The sequence below is a fragment of the Novacetimonas pomaceti genome (assembly GCF_003207955.1).
Classification (GTDB): domain Bacteria; phylum Pseudomonadota; class Alphaproteobacteria; order Acetobacterales; family Acetobacteraceae; genus Novacetimonas; species Novacetimonas pomaceti.
In genome coordinates this window covers 341,483-360,403 of sequence record NZ_NOXG01000002.1, presented here as the reverse complement: position 1 = coordinate 360,403, position 18,921 = coordinate 341,483, and the positions used below count along the sequence as shown (strand labels likewise).

General features: G+C 65.0%; 15 protein-coding genes and 1 tRNA gene. 5 read left to right on the top strand and 11 right to left on the bottom strand.

All coding sequences use genetic code 11. From position 1 onward, the window contains the following. Positions 1 to 78: 78 nt before the first annotated feature. Positions 79 to 152: transfer RNA gene (locus CFR71_RS03970), tRNA-Cys, on the bottom strand. Between the two features lie 183 nt (positions 153 to 335). Here CFR71_RS03970 and CFR71_RS03965 point away from each other — a divergent pair. From CFR71_RS03965 to msrA, 4 genes are all read left to right on the top strand, one after another. Further along, positions 336 to 1,037, top strand: a complete 702-nt coding sequence (locus CFR71_RS03965) for a protein-L-isoaspartate O-methyltransferase family protein (protein WP_239020254.1) — start codon at positions 336 to 338, stop codon at positions 1,035 to 1,037. A 141-nt stretch (positions 1,038 to 1,178) separates the two neighbouring features. Further along, positions 1,179 to 2,624, top strand: coding sequence for a TolC family outer membrane protein (locus CFR71_RS03960; RefSeq protein ID WP_110527266.1), 1,446 nt, complete (start codon positions 1,179 to 1,181; stop codon positions 2,622 to 2,624). Positions 2,625 to 2,785: 161 nt separating this feature from the next. Further along, the gene (locus tag CFR71_RS03955) at positions 2,786 to 5,482 is read left to right on the top strand and encodes a valine--tRNA ligase (RefSeq protein ID WP_110527263.1); all 2,697 of its coding nucleotides are present in this window, start codon (positions 2,786 to 2,788) and stop codon (positions 5,480 to 5,482) included. An 88-nt stretch (positions 5,483 to 5,570) separates the two neighbouring features. Continuing rightward, positions 5,571 to 6,119, top strand: a complete 549-nt coding sequence (msrA, locus tag CFR71_RS03950; RefSeq protein WP_110527259.1) for a peptide-methionine (S)-S-oxide reductase MsrA — start codon at positions 5,571 to 5,573, stop codon at positions 6,117 to 6,119. Between the two features lie 214 nt (positions 6,120 to 6,333). Here msrA and CFR71_RS03945 read toward each other — a convergent pair whose 3' ends face one another. The 3 genes from CFR71_RS03945 to CFR71_RS03935 form a co-directional block, all read right to left on the bottom strand. Then, entirely contained in the window at positions 6,334 to 6,681 is a 348-nt protein-coding gene (locus tag CFR71_RS03945) for a hypothetical protein (protein ID WP_110527256.1), read from the bottom strand. A gap of 554 nt (positions 6,682 to 7,235) precedes the next feature. Next, positions 7,236 to 8,204 (bottom strand): glucokinase, encoded by a 969-nt coding sequence (gene glk, locus CFR71_RS03940; protein WP_110527253.1) that lies wholly within the window; start codon positions 8,202 to 8,204, stop codon positions 7,236 to 7,238. A gap of 212 nt (positions 8,205 to 8,416) precedes the next feature. Then, complete coding sequence (locus tag CFR71_RS03935; protein WP_110527250.1) at positions 8,417 to 9,259, bottom strand: SDR family NAD(P)-dependent oxidoreductase; 843 nt, start codon at positions 9,257 to 9,259, stop codon at positions 8,417 to 8,419. 152 nt (positions 9,260 to 9,411) lie between these two features. Between CFR71_RS03935 and CFR71_RS03930 the strand changes: the two genes are divergently transcribed. Then, entirely contained in the window at positions 9,412 to 10,581 is a 1,170-nt protein-coding gene (locus CFR71_RS03930; protein WP_110527246.1) for a hypothetical protein, read from the top strand. Between the two features lie 208 nt (positions 10,582 to 10,789). Here CFR71_RS03930 and thiL read toward each other — a convergent pair whose 3' ends face one another. The 7 genes from thiL to cydD form a co-directional block, all read right to left on the bottom strand. Next, positions 10,790 to 11,776, bottom strand: a complete 987-nt coding sequence (gene thiL / locus CFR71_RS03925) for a thiamine-phosphate kinase (RefSeq protein WP_110527243.1) — start codon at positions 11,774 to 11,776, stop codon at positions 10,790 to 10,792. A gap of 42 nt (positions 11,777 to 11,818) precedes the next feature. After that, on the bottom strand, positions 11,819 to 12,370 hold the full coding sequence (nusB, locus tag CFR71_RS03920; protein WP_110527240.1) for a transcription antitermination factor NusB: 552 nt from the start codon (positions 12,368 to 12,370) through the stop codon (positions 11,819 to 11,821). Between the two features lie 83 nt (positions 12,371 to 12,453). Beyond that, positions 12,454 to 12,960, bottom strand: coding sequence for a transcriptional regulator NrdR (nrdR, locus tag CFR71_RS03915; RefSeq protein WP_110527237.1), 507 nt, complete (start codon positions 12,958 to 12,960; stop codon positions 12,454 to 12,456). 132 nt (positions 12,961 to 13,092) lie between these two features. Further along, positions 13,093 to 14,925 carry a DNA helicase RecQ gene (gene recQ, locus CFR71_RS03910; protein ID WP_110527234.1) on the bottom strand — a complete coding sequence of 611 codons (1,833 nt, stop codon included), beginning with the start codon at positions 14,923 to 14,925 and terminating at the stop codon, positions 13,093 to 13,095. 61 nt (positions 14,926 to 14,986) lie between these two features. Continuing rightward, positions 14,987 to 15,361 (bottom strand): OmpA family protein, encoded by a 375-nt coding sequence (locus CFR71_RS03905; protein ID WP_110527231.1) that lies wholly within the window; start codon positions 15,359 to 15,361, stop codon positions 14,987 to 14,989. A 150-nt stretch (positions 15,362 to 15,511) separates the two neighbouring features. After that, on the bottom strand, positions 15,512 to 17,209 hold the full coding sequence (gene cydC, locus CFR71_RS03900) for a thiol reductant ABC exporter subunit CydC (protein WP_110527228.1): 1,698 nt from the start codon (positions 17,207 to 17,209) through the stop codon (positions 15,512 to 15,514). Beyond that, a complete protein-coding gene (gene cydD, locus CFR71_RS03895; protein WP_110527225.1) occupies positions 17,209 to 18,921 on the bottom strand; it encodes a thiol reductant ABC exporter subunit CydD in 1,713 nt (570 codons plus the stop codon). The genes cydC and cydD overlap by 1 nt, the downstream gene beginning before the upstream one ends.

The window sequence follows — 18,921 nt, the reverse complement described above, 5'->3', positions numbered from 1 at the left end:
ATATCCAAAGTTACGCGATGAAAACGGCCGTTTTTCGGGGATTATGTCAATCACACTCCTTCCCTGTCATGGAAGGAGTGGAGGTCCGGGCGGGAATCGAACCCACATTCACGGATTTGCAGTCCGCTGCATCACCATTCTGCCACCGGACCTGACCGGGACAGGGGCTATATCCTCTTAATCATGCCGCAGGTCAAGCCGTTGTGTGCGGCCTACCTGCTAGGCAGACATGAAAAGCGGGAATAGAACAGGATTTGCGGGGAAATAAAAATCACGCACCCGCCGCGATGCACGGATCGCCACCCCCGTTCACGGGGCCGATGGAAGGGAAGGTCATGAAGCAGCCAGTTATCGAATATCCCCCCCTTGATTACGAGGCGGCACGCCAGCGCATGGTCGATGCGCAGATCCGGCCGGCGCAGGTCAACGATCCGCGCATCATCACGGCGATACGCCACGTCCCGCGTGAACTTGCCGTGCCGGAGTCCTTGCGTGAATTCGCTTACGCGGACCAGTCGCTGCCGCTGCCTGACGGGCGCGTCCTGACCGAACCGCGCGTGGTCGCGCGCATGCTGCAGGTCGCCGCCCCCCGCCAGGGGGATCGGGTGCTGATCGTGGGCGCGGGGACCGGCTATCTCCCGGCACTGGCCTCGCGCATGGAAGAGGGGCTGCGGATCGACGCGCTGGAATCGGACCGGACGCTTGCCGCCATAGGGCAGGCGCTGTGCCGGACGTTCGCCCCCGACGTGTCATGGCATATCGGGCCACTGGCCGCTGGCGTGCCGGATAACGCGCCATATGACCTGATCCTGATTGACGGCGCCGTGCGCGCGATTCCCCCTGCCCTGCTGTCACAGTGCGCAGCCGACGGCCGTGTCGTCGCGCCCGTCTGGCCTGCCGACAGCGTGGCCTCGGTCTGCATCGTGCAGCCTACGGCCGAAGGTACGGGCGCCACGCGCGCCGTGTTCGACGCCAATGTCCCGCTGCTGCCCGAACTGGCCCCGGCCCCGGCCTTTTCCTTCGATTCAGTCGCCTGATCCCGCCACCCGTTACGGATATCGCGACAGCGTGCATCAGCGTCCCCTGCGTGCGATTAACCTGACCGCAACCTCCTGACGATAAGGTCCCCTCCCTCAGGCAGGCATGCCTGCATCAGGCCGGGCGCAGGGGATTATCGCATGAAGGGACGCAGGATTGTTGGCATCGGATTTGCCGCCATTCTGTATGGGGGAACCGCGCTGGCGCGCGCGCCAGCGGCACACGTCGCGGCGGACGATACCCCCGTCCAAGTTCCGCGCACCCTGCAGGAAGCACTGGCCAGCGCCTATCTGACCAACCCGGTCCTGCGCAGGGAGCGCGCCACCCTGCGCGCGACGGACGAACAGGTGCCCACGGCACTTGGCGGCTGGCGGCCGACCATTACCGGCACCGCCGACATGAGCTATTATACCGGCAACATGACGATGGCCGCGCAGGGCGGTAACGGCGGATATACCCGCCGTTACGACCAGCCCGGCTATGGCGCGGGCGTCACGATCAGCGAACCCATCTATACCGGCGGGCGCACGACGGCCTCCACCCATCGCGCCGTTCATGACGTGATGGCCGAACGCGCGCGCCTGATCGCGACGGAACAGCAGGTCTTTACCGATGTCGTCAACGCCTATGTCGGCGTGATCGAGGACGAGCAGATCCTGCGCATCGACATCAATAACGAGAAATTGTACCAAGAACAGCTGCGCGCCACCCAGCTGCGCGCCCGTGGGGGCGAAATCACCCATACCGACGTGGCACAGGCCGAAGCCGCGCTGAACGCCGCGCGCGCCACGCGCCAGCAGGCCGAAGGCACGCTGGCGGCGGCACGCGCGACCTACCTGCAGGTCATCGGCGCCGATGCGCCGGACAACCTTGAACCGCCCCAGCCGCTGGTGCTGCCTGTCACGTCCGAACAGGATGCGACGGTCCGCGCGACCGAAAACAATCCCTCCGTCATCGCCGCCCTGTTTGACGAGGCCGCACGCAAGGACGCGGTCGGCGTGGCCTTCGCCGCGCTGCTGCCCTCCATCAACGCGCAGGCCACCTACATGCACGACATCAACCAGAACGAGGGACGCTCCCTTTATGACAACAAGGCGGCGCTCGTCTCCGCCTCCATCCCCATCTATCAGGGGGGGAGCGAATACGCCGCCGTCCGCGCCGCCAAGCAGCAGGTCGCGGAGGCCCATCGCGCGGTCGAGGTCCAGCGCCGCAGCGCCATCCAGCTGGCGGAGGCAAGCTGGCAGCGCATCCTTGCCAACCGCGCCGCCATCACCAGCAACCGCGAGGCGATTTCCGCGAACATCACCGCCCTTGCCGGGGTGGAACGGCAGGCCATCGTCGGGACCGGCACGACGCTGGCGGTACTGCAGCAGCAGGAAACCCTGCTTCAGGCACAGGTCGCGCTGGTCATGAGCCTCGGCAGCCTTGTACAGGCTTCGTACCAGGAGGTCGCGGCCATCGGGCGGCTGACGGCGCGCGACCTCAACCTCGACGTGCCGCTTTATAACGAGAAGGCCTATTACAAGGCCGTGCACGACCGCCTGTGGGGCATCAGCGACTATGCCGTGCGGGAGCCGGGACGCTGATGGCCGCCTGATCGGCGGGGATTTTTCGCATGGCCGCAGGCATGCCATGGGGCATGGGGGAATCTTGCGCCGTTTCTTTCGCCACGGATTGGGGTATATCTGCCACGGGCGGACATGTTGTCGCGTCGCGCGTCTGATTTAGGTGGATCTGGTTTTTAGCAATGCTTGATAAGTCTTTCTCCCCCGGCGAGACAGAAACCTCCCTCTATGCATTGTGGGAGGGATGCGGGGCGTTTGCCGCAGATCCCGACAGTCCGCATCGCCCCTATACCATCATGATCCCGCCGCCCAATGTCACGGGCACGCTGCATGTCGGCCACGCCCTGACGATGACGTTGCAGGACACCCTGATCCGCTGGCGCCGCATGCAGGGACGCGACGTCCTGTGGCAGCCGGGGACCGACCATGCGGGCATCGCCACGCAGCTGGTGGTCGAACGGATGCTGCAAAAGGAAGGCACGTCACGGCAGGCGCTGGGGCGCGATGCCTTTGAAAAGCGCGTATGGGAATGGAAGGCGCAGTCAGGCGGCGGCATCACCACGCAGCTGCGCAGGCTTGGCGCCTCCCTCGACTGGCCGCGTGAACGTTTCACGATGGATGACGGCCTGTCGGACGCCGTGCGCGAAGTGTTCGTCACCCTGTACCGCGAAGGGCTGATCTATCGCGACAGGCGCCTGGTCAACTGGGACCCGACCTTCCGTTCCGCCATTTCCGACCTGGAAGTCGACAACCGCGAAACGCGGGGCAACCTGTGGTACATCCGCTATCCGATCGACGGACAGGCGGAGCGCACCATCACGGTGGCGACCACGCGGCCCGAAACCATGCTGGGCGACATGGCGGTCGCCGTGCACCCGGATGACGAACGCTATGCCGATCTGGTGGGACAGTCGGTTGTCCTGCCGCTGACGGGACGGCGCATCCGCATCATCGCGGACGAACATTCCGATCCGGAAAAAGGCAGCGGCGCGGTCAAGATCACCCCCGCGCATGACTTCAACGATTTCGAGGTCGGACGCCGCCATGACCTTGCGATGCCGAGCGTGCTGGACGCCGATGCCTGCATCACGCTGGAGGAAATCGCCGGCGAGATGCAGGCGCAGGACGGCATTTCCGACCCCGACTTTGTCCGCACCCTTCAGGGCATGCCGCGCGATGAGGCGCGCAAGGCCATCGTGGCCGAGCTTGAACGCCTGGGATGGCTGGAAAAGGTCGAGGCGCACACCAATCAGGTGCCCCATGCGGAACGCAGCGGCGCGGTGGTCGAACCCCGCCTGACCACGCAGTGGTACTGCGACGCCAAGACCCTTGCCGCCCCCGCGATCGAAGCGGTGGAGACGGGACGCGTCGAATTCGTGCCCCGCCAGTGGGAAAACACCTTCTTCGCATGGATGCGCGACATCCAGCCCTGGTGCATCAGCCGCCAGCTCTGGTGGGGACACCGCATCCCCGCGTGGTATGGTCCCGACGGCCATGTGTTCGTCGCCCATGACGAGGCCGATGCCGCTGAACAGGCCCGTGCCCATTATGGCCGTGACGAGGTCCTGACCCGGGACGAGGACGTGCTCGACACGTGGTTCTCTTCCGCGCTGTGGCCGTTCTCCACCCTTGGCTGGCCGCAGCAGACGCCTGAACTGGCGCGGTATTACCCGACGGACGTACTGGTCACGGGGTTTGACATCATCTTCTTCTGGGTTGCGCGGATGATGATGATGGGCCTGCATTTCATGAAGGACGTGCCGTTCCGCAAGGTGTTCATCCACGGGCTGGTGCGCGACGAACGCGGACAGAAAATGTCCAAGAGCAAGGGCAACGGCATCGACCCGCTGGAGATGATCGATACCTATGGCGCGGATGCCATGCGGTTCACGATCTGCGCGCTGACGGGGCTGGGCCGCGATGTAAAGCTGGGCCGCAGGAAGGTGGAGGAATACCGTTCCTTCACCACGAAACTGTGGAACGCCGCGCGCTTTTGCGAGATGAACCAGGTCGCCCCGGTCTGTGGCTTTGACCCCGCGAGCGTGAAATCCCCGCTGGGCCGCTGGCTGCTGGCGGAGGCGGGACGCGCGGTGGAGGACGCCACGGCGGCGCTGGAGGCCTTCCGCTTCGATGAATACGCCGCGACCTGCTACCGCTTTGTCTGGAACTGTTTTTGCGACTGGTTCCTGGAATTCGCCAAGCCGGTTTTCAATGCGGATGATGATGCAGGCGAAGCGGCCGAAATCCGCGCGGTTACGGCCCATGTGCTGGGCCTGATCCTGCGCCTGCTGCAGCCGGTCATGCCGTTCATGACCGATGAGCTGTGGCATCGCTTTGGCTATGGCGCGCGTGGCAGCCTGATGCAGGCGACGTGGCCCGCGCCCGACACTGTGCCCGACGCGCAGCAGGCCGGGGCGGAGATGGAATGGCTGATCCGTTTCATTACGGAAATCCGCACCGTGCGGGCCGAAATGAACGTGCCGCCATCGCGTCTGGCCCCGGTGCTGTTGCGCGATGCCTCGGCCCAGACCGTCGCGCGCGCCCGGAAATGGGCCGAAGCAATCGGACGCATGGCCCGCGTGTCCGAAGTCCGCCCCCTTGAGGGTGAAATGCCGGAGGGCGCGGCCCAGCTGGTGGTTGACGAGGCCACGCTGATCCTGCCGCTGGCGGGCATCATCGACCTGTCGCAGGAACGCCAGCGCCTTGAAAAGGAATGCGGCAAGGTGGATGGCGAGATCGCCAAGGTCGAGCGCAAACTGGCCAACGCCGATTTCGTGGCCCGCGCCAAGCCCGAAGTGGTGGAGGAAAACCGCGAGCGCCTTGCCGCGTTCCGTGCGGAACGCGTGCGGCTCGATGCCGCGCTGGCACGTATTTCCTGACGGTCTGACCTATCGCTGCGCCGCGTTCGCGTTCTGGAGGAAGGATGCGGCGCGGCCATCCGCAAATCATGAAGAAACGGGGACTCCCATGACGCAGCAAAAGACGGAAGTGGCCGTTCTGGCGGGGGGATGCTTCTGGTGCATCGAAGCCCCGCTGCGCGAAATCCGTGGCATCATCTCGCTCGAACCCGGCTATGCGGGCGGACATGTTCCCGATCCCACCTATGAAGACGTCTGCACCGGCCGGACGGGGCATGCGGAAGTCGTGCGGATCGAGTTCGATCCGGACATCCTGTCGTATCGTGATCTTCTGGGGATGTTCTTCGTCCTGCACGATCCCACGACCCTCAACCGGCAGGGCAATGATGTCGGCACGCAGTACCGATCCGCCATTTTCACACTGGACGATGAACAGGCGCGGACTGCGCGACAGGTGTGCGACGAACTGAGCGCGGCCGGGACATGGCCCGATCCCATCGTCACGCAGATCGTGCCGCTGGAACATTTCTATCCCGCGGAAACCTATCACCAGGATTATTTCGCCAAGAACCCGGGCAATCCCTTCTGCAACGCGGTCATCCCGCCCAAGATCGCCAAAATCCGCAAGCTGTTCCGCGAACGCCTGACCTCGCCCTGAGGGCTGGCCTGACAACAGCAGGTTCTGGGTGTCGCTCTTTTAAAAAGGGCGACATCTTTCGAAGCTTTTTATAAAAAGCTTCACCAAAAACTTTTATAATTTCATGATGTTATTGGGGCTGCTTTTTCAAACAGCCTCTGAACCGCCCAGCGGGCGGGGCATGCCATCCGTGCCTGTCCGGCCTATATGGGCCACGGGCCGGATGGCTGACAGATCAGGGTTTCGGATCGAATCCGTCCATCAATCCATCAAAAAATGATTTCAGCCCCAGACGCGGGGACTGCGCCTGTTCCACGGCCACGCCATTGACCCCATCCTCGGGATATTTCGGCAAGGTAGGGATGGCCGTGCTCAGTTCACGCCAGAAAGCGGCAAGCTTCTGATGCTCCGCCTCGTGCGAGGCAGCGATGTCCTGAACCAGCTTCATGCAGGCCACCGCCTGCGGATCCTTGTTATGCACGCCTTCGTGCAGAAGATTGGCAATCTTCAGCACGCCGCTGGAACTCTGGTCCATCTGCGCCGACAGCGCGGCATAGGCATCGAGAATGGGCTTGAGATTCATCGGGGGTTCTCCATCCGCTTTCGCGTCATGTCTTCCATGTCGTTTCACTACCCTGCGCGCGTATCGCCGGGCCGTTACCGCTTTCCTTCTCAATAGGCCACAAGAGTCTGCACGACCAGAGGCTCGCCCTCGTTCCCCATAATCACCCAACCCTGCGGATCGCCATATGGTTGCCCGCCAGGACCTGTCCATGCATCCGGCATGCTTTCATCCACTCCCAATTATGTAGGGTGCGATAATATTATTTCCATCCATCTGGAAACCGGCATAAAAAACGCCTGCCCCGCATCTTGCGGCACAGGCGCTCCGTTCAGGCTGGAAACATGGATATTACCCGCGCCCCCCTCGCCCGCCCAGACAACGCTAAAGGACGCGCGAGAGGTGCCTTCCCAAAGGCAGCCTGAAAAAGAAAGGTCAGTAACATCCTGAAATCATAAAAGTTTTTGGTGAATCTTTTTATAAAAAGCTTCAAAAAAGATGCCGCCTTTCTGGAAAAAGGCGGCACCCAAAAACTTCTGTCATTTATTATCAGCAGGCTGTTTTCAAACGGCCTCTTAACGATAGGCCTCGGCAAAGGCTGCCGCCGCCCCCAGCAGGCCGGGCTGCGGATAGGTAATCAGCTTGACCGGCATCGCCGCCATCAGGCTTTCGAAACGGCCCTTGGCCACGAACCGCTCGGCAAAGCCCGATACGCCCAGATGCTTCGCCAGACGCAGGCCAAGCCCACCGGCGATCACCACGCTGCCGCCCCCCTGCGCCAGCGCCAGATCGCCCGCCACCGTTCCCAGCGACAGGCAGAAACGTTCCAAGGCGGCGGCGGCGACATGGTCGCTTCCGTCCAGCGCCATCGTCCACAGGGTCTTGTCATCGCGGGTGCGGACCGGAAGGTTGCCGATTTCCGCGATCGCCTCGTACAGGTTGCCAAGTCCGGGGCCGGAGACCACGCGTTCCACCGACACGCGACGATACCGCAGCCGCAGCAGTTGCAGGATGCGGTCTTCCAGCTGGTCCAGCGGGGAGAAATCGATATGCCCGCCCTCTGTCTCGCACACGAAATATCCGTTCTTGTGCCGCACGACATAGGCCGAGCCCAGCCCCGTGCCGGGACCGACGATGGTAATGATCCCTTCCTTGGGAAGCGGCGTGTCCGGGCCGCAGATATGCTGGAGGCTTTCTTCGCCCACCTGCGCCACGGCATGGGCGACGGCTCCGAAATCGTTGACCAGCACATGCTCGTCGATGTCCAGCTTCGCCCCGAGCTGGGCCGGCTGGATGATCCACGGGTTATTCGTCAGCTTCAGGATTTCGCCCTTTATGGGACATGCGACCGCAATGCCCGCCGCGCGCGGCAGCGGCTTGCCCACCGAACGGCCAAACGCCTCCCATGCAAGCTGCAGGCTGGCATGTTCGGCGCATTTCAGGGTCGTTGCCTCCCCCATGCTGACAACGCGCCCATTTTCCACGCGTGCCAGCGCGAAACGCGCGTGCGTGCCCCCAATATCGACGGCTACGATTTCTTTCATGTGCGATCATTCTCCGCAGTCAGCAGGCAATCTTCTTCCGGGGGAATTCTGTCGGGCGACAGGGTCCATGGAACGCCCGTTGCCCTCTCCCCGTCAAATCAGACCCTCTAAAATGAATTATGTCATCTGACGCAACTATGGCCGGAAACAGGGACGTCACATTGACTGATGTCACGTAAAACCGTCAAATCCGGACCTGCCGCGCGTGAATATTATTTTTTCTGTCCATCCTGCTCATCCTGCGACACCTCCCCACGCGGGACCTGACCGGCCTTCAGCCGCGACAGGATCCACCGCTTGAACGGCCAGGGCACGATCACGTCCACCAGCCGCAGGATCGAAAACAGGAAGGGAAAGACCACGTGCGCCCTGTTGCGCTCCACCGCGCGGGCGATCTGCCGCGCGGCAGAGGGCGCGGTTTGCAGAAAGGGCTTGAACCCCACGACGCGACGGCTCATCGCGGTATCGACAAAACCGGGCGATACCAGCGTTACCCCCACACCATGTGGGGAAAGCGCCATGTGCAGTGATTCCGCGAAACGCTTCAGCCCGGCCTTGGACCCGGAATAGGCGGCGGCGAACGGGATGGCGTGAAAGGCCGCGACAGATCCCACCAGCACGATATGCCCACGTCCGCGCCGGACCATCGCCTCCGCCGCGGCGGCCGCCATGGCCGACGGCGTGGCGTAGTTCACCAGCCCGAGTTCCAGGACCGTCTCCGCCTTTTCGGTCACGTCATCAGCCGTCTTCATGTCGCCCAGCCCCGCCGCGAGGATGGCGAGGTCAATCGGCGTCCGGGCATCGTCCTCCCGATAGGATGCAATTGCGGCATGCCCGTCCTGCAGATCAAGCGCGCGTATCCGGACATCCCCCCCATAACGCCTGCAGTCACGCGCCACGGCCTCCAGACGGCCCTCATCACGGCCCCACAGCAGCAGATTCCAGCCCCTGCGGGCATAAAGCCGCGCCAGTTCCGCGCCAATTCCACCCGACGCGCCGGTAATCAGCGCCCAGGCAGGGGTCCCGTTCATGTTCTGGCCGGGCCGTACTTCCATTGTCTGTCTTCCTTTCCACCACCATTTTGTGCCATCAGCACAACGAACGGGTTATTCAACCTTCTACACCACTCGCTGACATTCCCGCCACGTCATGCCCCCCCGGCGCGGCAATGGTAACGCCAGCACAGTCAGGAAGCTGCGGACAGGTCATGAACGAAGCCGACCAACTTGTCATTATTCCCGTTTCCGGTTTTCGTCAGATGACCACCTTCATCCAGTTACCCCGCCTGCTGTATGCGGGGCTGCCAGGTTATGTCGCCCCGCTGGACATGGTGCAGCGCGACCTGCTGCTGCCAGGCCGCAATCCGTTCTTCCGCCGGGGGCAGGCGCAATATTTCCTCGCCATGCGCAATGGGGAGGCGGTGGGGCGCATTTCCGCGCAGATCGACCCGATCGCCATCGCCCATATCAAGGAGAAGGTCGGCTTTTTCGGCGCGCTTGACGCCGTGGATGACCTGGGGGTCGTTTCCGCCCTGCTCGACGCCGCGGCGACATGGCTGCGGGAGCGGGGCATGAAGGTCATGCGCGGCCCGCAGACACCGAACAGCAACGGCGAATTCGGCATGATGATCGAAGGCCAGCATGAACTGCCGATGGTCGCCATGCCGTGGCATCCGCACTGGCTGCCGGGCATGATGGAAGCCTGCGGCATGGTCGGGCAGGAAGACCTGCTGGCCTATCGCATCTTTACCGGCCCCGACGCGGAGGAGGCGCACCTTGTCCCCGCCAGCCTGAAGATGGGCGAAGGCCGCCTTGGCAGCATCAGGACGCGCGGGCTGGACATGAGCCGCCTGCATGAGGAAGGGGAGATCCTGCGCCAGCTCTATAACGACGCATGGCGCAACAACTGGGGCTCCCTCCCGCTGACGCGCGAGGAGGTGGACGGCATGATCAGCGAGCTTCGCCCCCTGCTTCGCCCCGAACATTATGTCCTGATCGAACAGGACGAGCAGCCGGTGGCCTTCGCCCTGGTGGTGCCCAACGTGTATGACATCTCCAGCGACCTGGGCGGCGCCCCCACGCCGCTGGGCTGGCTGAAGCTGGGCAAGCGGCTGCTTCGCCATGAATTCCATTCCGCGCGCGTCATCCTGCTGGGCGTCAGTTCCCGGCTGGAGGGAACGGCGCTGGGTGCGATCATGCCCGCGCTGGCCATTACCGAACTGATGAAGCGCGGGCGCGTGCTGCCCTACCGCACGGTGGAGCTTGGCTGGGTGCTGGAAAGCAACCTGCCGATCCGCCGCCTGATCGAACGGATCGCGCCCCAGCCTTACAAGCGCTATCGCGTATATGACCGCGCCCTGAGCGATAACGACCTTTGAAAGGCCGCTTGAAACGGCGGACCCGGCAACACACTGAAATTATGAAAATTTTTTGGTGAAGCTTTTTATAAAAAGCTTCGAAAGACGTCACTTTTCCCCAAAATGCGGTGCTTTGCGAAGCCCCCTGAAAACAGCCTCACCGAAAACCTGCTTATGCCAGCCTTTCAGGCTGTCCACAGCACACCGGCATATCATGCGATGCCGGGGCTTACAGGTGGCTCCAGCCGGGGCGCGCGACACTGACCGGCGCACCCTGCGCGTCATGCAGACGCACGGTGCCCGCCGCGCCGCTGGGGTCGGTAAAGCGTCCGATGCGCGTCATGGGCACCCCATGGCGGCGGCCCTGGCGTTGCAGCGCTGCTTCCCGCTCCGGCGGCACCGCCAGCAGCAGTTCGTAATCGTCCCCACCCGTCAGGCAGGTTTCGCGCCATTGCGGACCGGCGGCGCGCGCCGCATCCGACAGGGGAACGCGATCGACGTCGATGTCCACGTCCAGACCGCTTTCACGCGCCAGATGGCCCGCGTCCTGCACCAGCCCGTCCGAAACATCCATCGCCGCCGTCGCAATCCCATGCAGTTCCAGCCCCAGCCGGGGGATGGGCAGGCGATAGCGTTGCGCCAGTACATGTCCGGGATCGGCCACCCGCCCCCGCAGGGCCAGCAGCCCGAGCGCCCCGTCCCCGATGGTGCCGCTTACCCACAGCCCGTCGCCCGCGCGCGCCGTGCTGCGTTGCAACACGCAACCGCTGGCCACATGCCCCACGATCGTCAATGACAGCACCAGCGGCCCGGTGGTGGAGGTCGTATCGCCACCCAGCAGCCCCAGCCCATATGCCTGCTGGTCCGCACGCAGCCCGGCGGCGAAATCCGCGAACCAGTCTTCGGCGTATCCCGGGGGACGCGCCACCGTCAGCAGGTAACCCAATGGCGTCGCGTCCATCGCGGCGAGATCGGAAAGGTTGCAGCGCAGCAGCTTGCGCCCGATCGTATCGGGCGGGTCATCGGACAGGAAATGCACGCCCTCGACCATCGCATCGACCGCCATCACCATCTGCCGTCCCGGCGGGGGCGTGACGACAGCCGCGTCATCGCGCAGGTCCAGCGCCCCTTCCCCGGCCAGAGGGCGGAAGATGCGCCCGATAAACCCGAATTCCGCAGGCAGGGCGGCAGGTCCGCCAGTTTGATGCTGCGACATGCGACCTCGTCTTTCAGGCGGCTGTGGCGCCGTTTACGCGGCTCAGCCGGCCGATGGCCCGTCATCCGGCGCGGACGGGGCTGACGCTTCCGCCTGACGGGGCGCTTCGCCCGCGATCCTGCGCGCCATCGTGTCAAGGACGCCATTGAGCATGCGCGGTTCCTCGCCGGAAAAGAAACCGTGCGCCACATCCATGTATTCGTTGATGATGACGCGGCTGGGCGCGGGGTCCGCGGCGGTCAGTTCGCCGCCCGCCGCGCGCAGCAGCGCGCGCAGCACGGGGTCCAGGCGTTCCATCGGCCACGATGACGGCAGGACGTCCATGACCATTGCGTCAATCTGTTCCCTGCGCGCCACGCTGCCACGCACGATGGCGGTAAACAGGCGCACGTCGGCATCGGGCACCTGCCCTTCGGCATATTCCGAAGGGGCGTCGCCGCTCGCCAGGCGATGGCGCGTGAACTGCGACACCACGGTCTCGGGGTTGTCGCCCGCCTGCTCGATCTGGAACAGCGCCTGAACCGCGCCCACGCGCGATGCCGTCCTCGACCTGTTCCTGCCGCCGGTGGGGGCGTCGGCGCCTGTCTGTGTCATGTCTGGCTGTCTCCTGCTATGGCGTCGTGCGCGATCAGGGCTTCATCGCCTCTTTGACGCATCGGGTCCATAGGGTTTCGGCGTCATTTATCCGCCACGGGGGCCTGATCGCCATCCTTTGGGGCCGTATCCGCCGCGACAGAGGTGGAGATCGTCTCGAGTATCGCGGCGAAATCCTTGGTTTCCCTGAAATCCCAGTGCACGCTGGCAAAGCGGATATAGGCCACCGAATCGATTTCCCGCAAAGTTTCCATCACCCTTCGCCCGATATCGGCCGATGGGATATCCGGCTCCCCCGCGGCCTCGAGATGCCGGACCAGCCCGTTGACGATGCGTTCGATGCGCTCCTCATCGACAGGGCGCTTGCGCAGGGCGATGCGCACCGAACGCGCCAGCTTGTCACGTTCGAACGGAACCCGCCTGCCATCCGCCTTGACCACGATCAGGTCACGCAGCTGGATGCGCTCGATCGTCGTGAAACGCTGCCCGCAGGAGGCACAGATGCGACGCCTGCGGATCGCGGCCCCATCCTCGTGCGGGCGGCTGTCCTTGACCTGGGTATCTTCATGTCCACAAAACGGGCAACGCATGGAAATTACTCATCATCAGGCAGAAGTTCCGGCGGCCATGGCCCGATACAGGCCCCGCCGGCGTGATTGCATAACAGAAAAACACATCCCCGGCGGATGCGGCGTTACTTCGGCGGCATCATTCTGGCAGCATCATTCTGGCGGCGTCTCGGACAGGACCTGCAGGACCGCGTCGCCATAACGTTCCAGCTTTGACGATCCCACCCCCTTGATGGTGCCCAGCTCATGCAGGCTGGCGGGACGTTCGCGCGCGATATCATGCAGCACCGCGTCATGGAAAATCACATAGGGCGGGATCTCCTGCTCCCGCGCCTCGCCCAGGCGCCATGCCTTGAGGGCACGGTACAGCCGCGCCACCTCCGGCGGCAGCGTATCGGGATCCAGCCTGCCGCCGCCGCGCCGTTCGCCCCCCGCCGCGCGCAGGTCCTCAGTCGCGTCTTCCCTGAGGGAGACGACTTCCTCCCCCCTCAGGATGGGACGCGCGCGCGCCTGGTCAAGGGAGAGGGCATTATATTCCCCGCTGACCCGAATCGCGCCCCGCGCGATCAGCTGCCGGATGACGCCACGCCAGAACACTTCGGGACGGTCCTTGCCAATGCCGAAGACACTCAGCCTGTCATGCCCGTGCCGCCCCGCCATGTCCGATGCCTTGCCCCGCAGGACAGAGGCCACGTGCACCGCGCCGAAACGCTGCCCCGTGCGGTATATGGCCGACAGCACCTTCTGCGCCGCGACCGTGCCGTCGAACGTGACCGCGGGATTGCGACAGTTGTCGCAATGCCCGCATGGCTGTTCCAGACGTTCGCCAAAGCAGGCCAGCAGGGCCTCCGTCCGGCATCCCGTCGTCTCCGCCAGCGCGATCATCGCCTCCAGCCGGCCGCTCATGATGCGGCGCTGGGCCTCGGGCGCGTTGGACTGCTCCAGCCAGTAACGGGCGCGCGCGATGTCGTCGCCGCCATACAGCAGCACGGTTTCGGCGGTTTCCCCGTCGCGCCCGGCACGGCCGATCTGCTGGTAATACCCCTCGGGCGAGGCCGGCATGTCCAGATGGATCACCGTGCGGACGTCAGGGCGGTCAATTCCCATGCCGAATGCGATGGTCGCGACGATGACCACCGCCTCGCCCGAGCGGAAGCGCATCAGGACCGCACGCTTTTCCACCGGCGACAGCCCGGCGTGGAAAGCCAGCGCGACATAACCGCGATCGCACAGGGATTTCGCGATCCGCTCCGTCTTGTTGCGGCTGCCGCAATAGACGATGCCCGCCTCCCCCTTGTGACGGTCGAGGATGCTGACAAGCTGGCGCATCTCCGACGTCTTGGGGCTGACGGCGACATCAAGGTTGGGACGGTGGAAGCTTGCCTTGAGCACGGTGGCATCGGGCATTGCCAGCGCTTCGAGGATATCGCTCTGCGTGCGCGGGTCAGCCGTCGCGGTCAGGGCGATGCGCGGCACGCCGGGAAAATGCTGCGGCAGGGAAGCCAGCGCCCGGTATTCGGGACGGAATTCATGCCCCCACGCCGAAATGCAGTGCGCTTCGTCAATCGCGATGACCGACAGCGTCAGGCGCGACAGCCGTTCAAGCATGCCCGGCGACAGGAGCCGTTCGGGGGAAACATACAGGATATCAAGCCGCCCGGCGGCAAGGTCGGAACGGACGCGCATGGCATCGTCCGCTTCCTGTTCGGAATGGAGGGCGCCTGCATTGACGCCAAGCTGGCGCAGGGCCGCGACCTGATCGTCCATCAGCGCGATCAGGGGCGAAATCACCAGCCCCGTGCCGGGACGGCTCAACGCCGGCACCTGATAGCACACGCTCTTGCCGCCACCGGTGGGCATCAGGACCAGGCAGTCCTGCCCCGCCATCACCTGATCCACGGCCTGCTGCTGCAGGCCACGGAAATCAGGGAAACCAAATATGCGTGACAGTATGCCGCGCGGGGATGTGTCAATGTCCTGGGCCATCGTCACACATCCACCGGCAGATGAAAAAACCGGATCACCGGACGGATCATCCCGTCGGGGATCAGTTGCGGGTCACCTCGATCTCGACGCGACGCGACGCAAGGGCGCCGTCCTCGTTATTCACGGGGCCACGGGGCTGCTGACGGATGCGGCTGGCGTCCACGCCATCGACCGCCAGCTGGCGCGCCACGATCTTGGCGCGGTCGATCGCCAGCAGTTCATCAGCCGACAGGTCCTTGGACGCCGCGGCATATCCCTCGACCCGGACGGTACCGTTATGCGACAGGGCGCGCTGGGCCGCCTGCGAGATGACCGTCTGGGCCGGGGGATCGATCTGGGTGGAATTCTGGGTGAAGAACACGACGTACTTGGCAGGGTGCCCCCCCGCGCAACCCGCCAGCAGACCAAGACCCAGAAGGATAGACAGGCGACGCATGATGGACCACTCCTGATAAAAATATATTTACGCTGGACCGTCGGAACCGCATCCCCGCATCCTGCGCAGGCGCGATACGATCCGTAATTTCCGCTACTTCGTGCCCCCAGAGCGGACCTACGTCAATCCTTTCCGGGCGGCGGGCATTCATTATCGCGCCACCGCCACCGCATGGCCGCCCGAAATACGCCATATTCTGTCCAGCTGCTCCACCCCCGTCAGGCGATGGGCGATCAGGATGACCGTCCGGCCCTGCGTCACTTCATTGAGGGTCCGCAGGAAGTCCTGCTCCGTTTCCGCGTCCAGCCCGGTGGCGGGTTCGTCAAGGATCAGGATGGGCGCGTGCGACAGCAGGGTCCGCGCCAGCGCGATGCGCCGCCCCTGTCCGCCCGACACACTCGCCCCGCCTTCGCCCAGCCACGTATCAAGGCCTTCGGGCATGTCGCGCACCAGATCGCCAACCCGCGCGCGGTCCAGCGCGACCCACAGGTCATCGTCGGACGCATCCGGACGGCCCAGCAGCAGATTGTTGCGAATCGTGTCCTCGAACAGGTGGGTGGCCTGCGACAGCCACGCCATGCGCTGGCGCAGGGCATCGTCGGAAATGCCGGCGATATCCTCGCCCCCCAGCAGCACGCGCCCGGAATCCGGCGCCACTACCTTGAGAAGAAGCGCGGCCAGAGTGGACTTGCCCGCGCCCGACGGCCCCAGCACCGCGACACGGCTGCCCGCCGGGATGTCGAGCGACAGGCCGTCGAACACCGGCACGCGATCCTCGCTCCAGCGGAAAGCGACATTGTCGAAACGGATATCGGTGCCGGCGGGGGCCGGGGCGCTGCCCTGCGGGGCCGCGTGCCGGACGTTGGCATCAACCCCGACCACGCGTTCCGCCGCGCGGGTGACATTACCCGCAAGCGCGCCAGCGCGGGTCAGGCCGCCAATGCTTTCGAACGCCGCGACCGTCAGGAACAGCACGCCCGCCGCCGGCAGCGGGGGCAAGGGTCCCATGCCACCGATCCCGAGTGCCGCCGCCAGCACGATGACAACGGCAAGCTGCCCGCACAGGTACGACGCCCCGCCGGCAAGGGCCAGCGCGCGGGACTGGCGCATCTGCGCGCGGAACAGGGCCTCGTCCCGCGCCGTGACGTTGGCGAGCATCCGTCCCTCCGCCCCGAAGGTCCGGATTTCACGCAGGCCCGTCACCATGTCCAGCACGCCGATGCGCAGCTGTGCGGCCTGATGGTTGACCAGCCCGCCGTCACGCCGCGCAAGGACGGCGGCGCAGACCGGCATGACGAACGCGCCGATGGCGAACAGGACCGCGATGACGATCGCGAGGGGCGAATTGACCAGATTGATGGCAAGGAACAGGAACGGCAGCACCATGACCGCGCCGGCCAGCGGCACGATGATGCGAAGGTAAAGGCCGTCCAGCGTCTCCACATCCGAGACAAGGCGCGACAGCAGGTCTCCCGCCCTGCGGAAGCCAAGCCCCGCCGCGGCGCCGCGCGCAAGGTGACGGAAAAACCACACACGCACGTCCGCCAGCGCGCGGAACATCGCGTCATGGGTCACCAGCCGTTCCACATATCGCAGGCCGACCCGCGCCACGCCCAGGACCCGCAGGGCCGCGACGGTAATCACGATCCCGCCCATCGCCATGCCCGCGACACGGATCCCCGCCTCGCGCGTCAGCAGCAGGCCGCACAGCAGCGCCAGCAGCGACAGGATGCAGCCCGCCGTCAGCAGGGGCGCGCGCAGCCGCCAGATCGACAGGATGGTCAGTACGGGCGCGAACACATGCTCCCGCCTGCCTGTATGATGGCGATGTTCCGTACGCGATCTCATCATGCCGCCGTTTCCCCTGAAATCACCTGTCCATGGTCCAGCTCCACCCGCTGTCCCGTGAACATGCCGACCGATGCCGAATGGCTGGCAAGGATGACGGTCCTGCCCTGCGCCAGCCTGCGCAGGCAGTCGAAGACGTCCGCCTCCGTCGCGGGATCAAGGTGCGAGGTCGGTTCATCCAGCAGCAGCAGCGGCGCGTCCTTGAGGAAGGCGCGCGCGATCGCGATACGCTGCGCCTGCCCGCCCGACAGGCCAAAGCCGCCTTCGCCGATACGGGTTTCAAGCCCCTGCGGCAGGTCGGCTGCGAACCGGTCCACCGAGGCCGCATGGATGGCGGCCTGCACCGATGCCTCGTCCGCGTCGGGACGGGCGAACAGGATGTTTTCCCGCAAGGTGCCCGCGAACAGCACCGGCTTCTGCCCGATCCAGGAGATCAGGGCGCTCAGCGCCTGCGGCGGGATCGTGGTCATGTCCGTGTCATTGAACACGACGCGCCCCCGGTCGGGCGTGATGAAGCCCAGCAGCATTTCAATGATCGTGGACTTGCCCGACCCCGACGCCCCGGTCAGGATCAGCGTCTGGCCGGCGGGCACGCTGAAACTGACATCGCGCAATGTCGGCCCACGCGCCGCGTCCCACATGAAATCGACATGTTCGAACCGTACGCCGACGCCATGCCCGGCCACATCCAGCACCCTGTCCCGCGCCGCGCGCGTCTCCTGCGGGGTGGGAAGGGCGACCATCGCCGCCGCCGCGCCAGAGGCATGGGCACGATCCTGGTAGGCCAGCGCCAGCCCACGGAAGGGCGCGAAGAATTCCGGCACCAGAAGCACCACGAACAGCGCCCTGACCGCCGTTTCCGTCATCTGCGTCGCGGGTGCGCCCGCCTGATGCAGCGCCAGCAGGGTCGCGCCATTGCGCAGCGCGATCAGCACAAGCGCCACGACCATGGCGCAGTCGATGGAGGCGGAGGACAGGAACGCCACGCGCAGCACCTTCATCGTGCGCCGTCGCAGGTCATCGGCGGAAATGGCGAGCCTGCGCGCCTCGTCCTCGGTCCGGCCCGCCAGAACGATGGTCGCGATCCCGCGCACACGGTCAAGGAAGCGCGCCTGCAGCCGCTGCATCGCAAGAAACTGGTTGCGTGAGGCGACCGCCGCGCCAATGCCGAAAACCGCCTGCCCGAATGGCACCGCGATCCCGCACAGCGCCATGATGAGCGCCGATCCCGGCTGCACGAAGGCGGCGATGACGCCAAGGACGAAAGGTGCCCCCACCCACAGGATGGAGGCCGGAAGCCAGCGGGCGAAAAATCCGTCCAGCGCCTCGATCCGGTCGACCGCCAGCGCCGTCAGCGCCCCGCTGTGATGCTGGCGCAACAGGGCGGGGCCGCCATGCAGGATGGCGGACAGCACGTCGCCACGCAGCCGCCTGCGCGCGCCCATGCCGGCCCGCGCCGCCGCCATGTCCGACATCGCCTGACAGCCGGCGCGCAGCACCGCAAGAACCACCAGTGCCACCAGCGACCATGCGACGGACCCGCCGGGCGAAGGCGCAAGCACGTGGCCCAGCACATTGGCCACGCACCATACCTGTCCCGCGCCGAGCATGCTGGAAACAAGGCCGAGGCACACGATGGGCATGGCCTGCCTGCGTCCCAGACGTGACTGCGCCCGCGTCCACGCCTTCATCACTGTCTTGTCATCACTCAT

What these genes read in the sequence shown, in the direction of transcription:
- CFR71_RS03965 (WP_239020254.1), top strand. Translation starts at nt 336, where the DNA reads ATGAAGCAGCCAGTTATCGAATATCCCCCCCTTGATTACGAGGCGGCA.
- CFR71_RS03960 (WP_110527266.1), top strand. Translation starts at nt 1,179, where the DNA reads ATGAAGGGACGCAGGATTGTTGGCATCGGATTTGCCGCCATTCTGTAT.
- CFR71_RS03955 (WP_110527263.1), top strand. Translation starts at nt 2,786, where the DNA reads ATGCTTGATAAGTCTTTCTCCCCCGGCGAGACAGAAACCTCCCTCTAT.
- msrA (WP_110527259.1), top strand. Translation starts at nt 5,571, where the DNA reads ATGACGCAGCAAAAGACGGAAGTGGCCGTTCTGGCGGGGGGATGCTTC.
- CFR71_RS03945 (WP_110527256.1), bottom strand. Translation starts at nt 6,681, where the DNA reads ATGAATCTCAAGCCCATTCTCGATGCCTATGCCGCGCTGTCGGCGCAG.
- glk (WP_110527253.1), bottom strand. Translation starts at nt 8,204, where the DNA reads ATGAAAGAAATCGTAGCCGTCGATATTGGGGGCACGCACGCGCGTTTC.
- CFR71_RS03935 (WP_110527250.1), bottom strand. Translation starts at nt 9,259, where the DNA reads ATGGAAGTACGGCCCGGCCAGAACATGAACGGGACCCCTGCCTGGGCG.
- CFR71_RS03930 (WP_110527246.1), top strand. Translation starts at nt 9,412, where the DNA reads ATGAACGAAGCCGACCAACTTGTCATTATTCCCGTTTCCGGTTTTCGT.
- thiL (WP_110527243.1), bottom strand. Translation starts at nt 11,776, where the DNA reads ATGTCGCAGCATCAAACTGGCGGACCTGCCGCCCTGCCTGCGGAATTC.
- nusB (WP_110527240.1), bottom strand. Translation starts at nt 12,370, where the DNA reads ATGACACAGACAGGCGCCGACGCCCCCACCGGCGGCAGGAACAGGTCG.
- nrdR (WP_110527237.1), bottom strand. Translation starts at nt 12,960, where the DNA reads ATGCGTTGCCCGTTTTGTGGACATGAAGATACCCAGGTCAAGGACAGC.
- recQ (WP_110527234.1), bottom strand. Translation starts at nt 14,925, where the DNA reads ATGGCCCAGGACATTGACACATCCCCGCGCGGCATACTGTCACGCATA.
- CFR71_RS03905 (WP_110527231.1), bottom strand. Translation starts at nt 15,361, where the DNA reads ATGCGTCGCCTGTCTATCCTTCTGGGTCTTGGTCTGCTGGCGGGTTGC.
- cydC (WP_110527228.1), bottom strand. Translation starts at nt 17,209, where the DNA reads ATGAGATCGCGTACGGAACATCGCCATCATACAGGCAGGCGGGAGCAT.
- cydD (WP_110527225.1), bottom strand. Translation starts at nt 18,921, where the DNA reads ATGAGTGATGACAAGACAGTGATGAAGGCGTGGACGCGGGCGCAGTCA.